The organism is Longimicrobiales bacterium, from assembly GCA_035764935.1.
Taxonomy (GTDB): Bacteria; Gemmatimonadota; Gemmatimonadetes; order Longimicrobiales; family RSA9; genus DASTYK01.
The window spans coordinates 1-5,292 of sequence record DASTYK010000107.1; the positions used below are offsets into that span (position 1 = coordinate 1).

Consider the following 5,292-nt stretch of genomic DNA (forward strand, 5'->3'; position numbering starts at 1 on the left):
CGTCGAAGACCTCCAACCCGGCCGGTATCTCGATGAGCGCGAGCAGGTCACCCGTGCGGCCGAACACGTACCACGTCACCGACCTGGCGTTCGTTGGATCGGGATACGATTGGACCCACAGGCGATCCTGCGAATCCACGAGCATCGATCCATGTGCGGGCAAACGCTCGGGGTACTCCAGCGACGAGTAGAAGGCGCGGGAACTCTCTCCGTGCCGGCTGTCGGCCACGGCGCTCTCGATGTATGCCTCGCGACGGCGTCGATCGAGTGGCAGCCGTTCGATCGCGGTGTCGATCGTACCAATCCTGTCACCATCCGGGGAGAACACCGCGATTCGGAAGTCATCTCCCGTACCCAGATAGACGCGATCAGAGGCCACCGCGACGGCTGTCGTCAGGCCCAGCGGCCGGGGAGCAATGGCGCCCTGCGCGAAATACAACTCGTCGCCTGAGAATTTACCCAGCGGAATCGAAATATCTGATCCAGCGCGAGTCAGGTCGGCGCGCATCTCGACGCGTAACGGACCCTCTCCCTGCGGCCGAAGTGACCCCATGTTGCGACGCAGCGTAACAGCATCGCCGATCGGATTGCAGGCCATTCTCCAGGGACTCCACTGTTCACCAGCCCCAGGTGATTCTCCCACTCGCAAGGTGTGATGAAGAGCTCCAGCGGACGTGAATACCAAGATCCGACCCTGGTTCGGGTCCCAGACATGAACCAGCCCATCAGCGCACCGCATGGGAGGGCGCATTGTGCGAAACTCACCCGGCCCCTGCCCGCGGCCGCCGACGCTTACGAGATGCTCTCCGCGTTCATCGAAGAAACGGAGCTCGTGGTTCAGCGCGTCCGCGACGACGATACGCCCATCGCTCGTCTGCGTGACGCCGATCACACGACCGAAGCCGTCAGGTCCCGCACCCGAGGTGCTACCGATTCGGAGGAGCGGCGCGTCCGAAAGTACCCAGGTCGCAACATCCTGAGTCTGCGCTGCCAGAAGCCCCGGCATCGCAACCGTCGCAATCGTCAGGACGACGATCCTCCACCTCGATTTCGCTTCGCTCGTTCCTCGAGCGTTGCCTCTAGCCACCCGCAATGCCGGTGCGCACCTCGGAGCCGCGACTACGTTCACGTGCCGTCGCACCATTCAGTGCCAGACGTGCATGCACCTCGGATCCTCTCACCGTTCGTCCAGCAATCCACGTCGGGATCTTGCTTGTCGCAAGATCCACCCGCCGACAGACAGATTTCTGATGTTGAGGATGGAGTGGCTATGGAAGGGGGCGACGAAGCGGTAAGGAGAAGCGGGATGACCAGCATGCAGGCCCGCGGCCACGTGATTACGCGGGATATCGGGGCACCCTGTTCCATTCCGCTCATCATGCGAGCTCACTGCTCCGCCGAATGCGCATCCAGCTTCACCCCACGCCGAACAGCGCCTCACGTTCACCGAACCGCTGTTTCAGTGCCGCCCGCTGTCTTGCATGCTCCTCGCGCTCCAGCTCGGGATCGCGCTCCACGAGCGCGCGTGCGTCCTCCCGCGCGGCGAGGAGCAGGTCCTCGTCACGCTCGGGGTCGAAGAAGCGGAATGCCGGCAGGCCGTGCTGGCGAGCGCCGAACACGTCACCCATTCCGCGGAGCTGGAGATCCGCGCGCGCGACCTCGAAGCCATCGTCGGTCCGGGCCAGGATCTGGAGCCGCTCCACTGCCTCGGGTCCGCCGTCCGAGATGAGGATGCAGAATGAGTCGGCCGCGCCACGCCCCACGCGCCCCCGCAGCTGGTGCAGCTGCGACAACCCGAAGCGCTCCGCGTGCTCGACGATCATGACGCTCGCGTTGGGCACGTCGATGCCGACCTCGATCACCGTCGTGGCCACGAGGATGTCCAGCTCGCCCGCGGCGAACGCGCGCATCGTCGCATCCTTGGCGTCACCCGCGAGCTGGCCGTGCAGCAGCCCGACGCGCAGGTCGCTGAACTCCTCCGTGGCCAGCCGCTCGTGCTCCGCGGTCGCGGCCTTGAGCTCGACCTTGTCGCTCTCCTCGACCAGCGGATACACGATGTACGCCTGCCGGCCCTCGGCGACCTGCTCGCGCACGAACTCGTAGACGCGACTGCGCGCACTCCCCTGGCGTACCGCCGTTCGCACAGGCTTGCGGTTGGGCGGCAGCTCGTCGATGACCGTGAGCTCCAGGTCGCCGTACAGCGTGAGCGCGAGCGAGCGCGGAATCGGTGTGGCCGACATCACCAGCGTATCAGGCGGCGCACCGTCTGACGGCGGCTGCGTGTCCTCGATTTCGAGCGTGGGCTCGCCAGCCGCATCGGCTTCCGACGCGCCGTTCACACCAGCGCTGCCCAACGCCTGGCGCTGCCTCACGCCGAAGCGGTGCTGCTCATCGACGATTGCGAGACCGAGCCTGTGGAAGCGTACCCCCTCCTGGATGAGCGCGTGCGTTCCGATCACGATGTGCGCAGCGCCGCTGCGAATCTGCTGGAGCGCATCGCGTCGTTCACGCGCCGCCAGTCGCCCCGTCAACAGCACGCAGGCGACGTCGATGCCTTCCAGCAGCGCGCTGATCGTGCGCGCGTGCTGCTCCGCCAGGATTTCCGTCGGCGCCATGAGCGCGGACTGCATCCCGTTCTCTGCAGCCAGCAGCATCGCGAAGAGCGCGACGATGGTCTTGCCGGAGCCGACGTCGCCCTGCAGCAGCCGGTTCATGCGATACGGCGCGGTCATGTCGCCGAAGATCTCCGAGATCGCACGCGTCTGCGCCGCGGTCAGCTCGAAGGGCAGCTTCCGGTAGAGCGTTGCAATCAGGCGATCGTTCCGCACGAAGGTGATGCCGCTGCGTCGCGTGCGCTCCCGCCGCTGTGCGCGCGCATGCAGCAGTTGCAGGAAATACAGCTCCTCGTACGCGAGCCTGCGACGTCCCTGCTCCGCTTCCCTCAGTGAAGCCGGCCGGTGCAGCTGCTGCACGGCCTGCATCAGCGTGGGCAGACCGTGTCGCTGCGCGAGCGCCTGCGGCAGCGGATCCTCGGGCTGGAGCAGCGGGAGCAGTCTGTCCAGGTTCTGATCGAGAATCGAGCGCAGCACCTTCTGCGACAGCCCCTCGGTCGTCGCGTAGATCGGCAGCACCTTGCCGGCCGTGCTGCCGCCCTCGTCCTCCACCGAGCCCAGCACGATGTACTCGCGCGGCGCGATCTGGCGGCCGTGGAAGAAGCGGACGGGCCCGGTGACCAGCAGCAGGTCGCCCTTGCGGATGGTGCGGTCGAGGAACGGCTGGCCCGGCCACGACGCTTCGATCTGGCCGGAGCCGTCGCGCAGCACCGCCTGGAAGATGCGCAGCCCGGAACGCGTCGGCAGCACGCCCTTGGTGACGACCTCGCCGATCACGGTGGCATCCTGGCCGATCTCGACCTTGCCGATGCGCGTAACGGTGCTGGCGTCCTCGTAGCGACGCGGCACATGGAAGAGCAGATCGCGGGCGGTACGCACATCGAGACGTGCGAGCTGCTCGGCGCGCTTCGGGCCGACGCCCTTCAGGAATTGCGCGGCCTGGTCGAGCGGTGCAATGCCGCCGCGACCGGGCCGCACGTCACTCGCCGACGACGGCCTGTGCGAACCGTTCGGCATCGAATGGCTCGAGCGCGTCGATCGACTCGCCGGTGCCGACGAGCTTGACGGGCAGCTCGAACTCCTGCTTCAGCGCCACGATCACGCCGCCCTTGGCGCTGCTGTCCAGCTTCGCGAGCACGAGGCCGGTGAGCGGCAGCGCCCTGCTGAACGTGCGCGCCTGCGACACCGCGTTCTGACCGACCGTCGCATCGAGCACGAGCAGTGTTTCGTGTGGTGCACCCTCCAGCCGACGGCCGATCACGCGGTTCACCTTCTCCAGCTCCGCCATGAGATCGTTCTGCGTGTGCAGGCGGCCGGCCGTGTCCACGATGACGACGTCGCAGTTGCGGGCGTACGCCGCGTCGATCGCGTCGAACGCGACCGCCGCCGGATCCGCGCCGGGCTGTGAGCCGACGAACTCGGCACCCGTTCGCTGTGCCCAGATCTTCAGCTGGTCGATCGCGCCCGCGCGGAACGTATCCGCGGCACCGAGCAGCGGACGCTTCCCCTGCTTCTTCAACCGGTGCGCGAGCTTGCCGATCGTAGTAGTCTTGCCTACACCGTTCACGCCGACCATGAGGATCACTGTCGGCGTGCCCGCCGGTGCGAACTGCAGCGCCGTACGATCCTCACCCCTGGCGAGGATCGCGCTGATCTCGCCCGCGAGCGCCTGCTCGAACTGCGCTTCCGTGCGGATCTTCCCCAGTCGCGCCGGCTTCTCCACGGCATCCACCAGGCGCATCGTCGCCGGCACGCCGAAGTCGCTTTCGAGCAGCAGCTCCTCGAGCTGCTCGAGCGAGCCCTGGTCGAGCCCGCCGCGTGCAAGCACACCGACGTCCGTCAGTGCGACGTCCTTGATCTTCTGCCAGAGCGACCGTTTCTCCAGTCGCGCCATCATGCCTCCGTTACCATCGGTTACCTCAAGCCCCAGCGTCGACGCAGCACCCACTCCACGCACAGCAGCAGCACCAGCAGCGCCCAGGGCAGCGCGCTCGCGTGCAACGGACGGCGCGGCCCCCGTTCGCGGGCGTCCGGCCCCACCGGTGTTGCCTCGGCAACGAGTGCGTCCAGGTCCACACTCGCGCGCGCCAGCTCCGGCGAATACTGCTCCACCGTCAGCGGACCCGTCGCGCTACCCGCTACACTGTCCCCGGCGAACGCGGTCGCGGAATAGCTGTAGTGGCCAGGAGGCACGGCTGCGCTGCGCAGCGTATCGGCACCTCCCGCGGAGCGCGCGACACTGACCAGTGCACTGTCCAGCTCCGGTGCGGTCAGCTCGACTCGGATCGAGTCGACCTGGAGTCCTGGCGCGACCCAGGTCGGCCGCTCGCCGCGCGGGATGCTGCGCTGCGCCGGGCGAACCGCCGTCGTCGCAACCGCGCCTTCCTCGCGCATCAGCCACCCGGCCAGCGCGCCCCACAGCCGGGCGTAGACCGCGCGGCTCTCCGCGCCGCGAAACGCCCAGCCCCAGTACCCCGCACCCAGGGCGACGACCCAGCGCCTGCCGCCGGCTTCACCGGCGAGCACGATCGGCTGTGGCTCGCCGCGCCTGCGGCGGCTCGCCGCCAGCGGCGTCCACGCGCCGTCTCCGGCCTCGGCGGAACGGAGCTCGGTCAGGGGCGCGAGCCCCTCCAGCGACAGCCCGGACAGCAGGGGTGCGACGGGCGAGGAGGGGACGTCG

General features: G+C 68.0%; 4 protein-coding genes. All 4 read right to left on the reverse strand.

What is annotated here, in order from left to right; genetic code table 11:
* Nucleotides 1-598, reverse strand: a 598-nt coding sequence (locus VFU06_09030) for a hypothetical protein (protein HEU5209541.1), incomplete at its 3' end; no start/stop codon positions are given.
* A gap of 817 nt (nt 599-1,415) precedes the next feature.
* Nucleotides 1,416-3,629, reverse strand: a complete 2,214-nt coding sequence (gene recG, locus VFU06_09035) for an ATP-dependent DNA helicase RecG (GenBank protein ID HEU5209542.1) — start codon at nt 3,627-3,629, stop codon at nt 1,416-1,418.
* Nucleotides 3,592-4,509, reverse strand: coding sequence for a signal recognition particle-docking protein FtsY (ftsY, locus tag VFU06_09040; GenBank protein HEU5209543.1), 918 nt, complete (start codon nt 4,507-4,509; stop codon nt 3,592-3,594). The genes recG and ftsY overlap by 38 nt, the downstream gene beginning before the upstream one ends.
* Before the next feature lie 17 nt (nt 4,510-4,526).
* On the reverse strand, nt 4,527-5,292 hold a 766-nt coding region (locus VFU06_09045; protein ID HEU5209544.1), incomplete at its 5' end, for a hypothetical protein.

Bases quoted from the DNA above. Each gene is read 5' to 3' on its own strand.
- recG (HEU5209542.1), bottom strand. From the start codon at position 3,629: ATGCCGAACGGTTCGCACAGGCCGTCGTCGGCGAGTGACGTGCGGCCC.
- ftsY (HEU5209543.1), bottom strand. From the start codon at position 4,509: ATGATGGCGCGACTGGAGAAACGGTCGCTCTGGCAGAAGATCAAGGAC.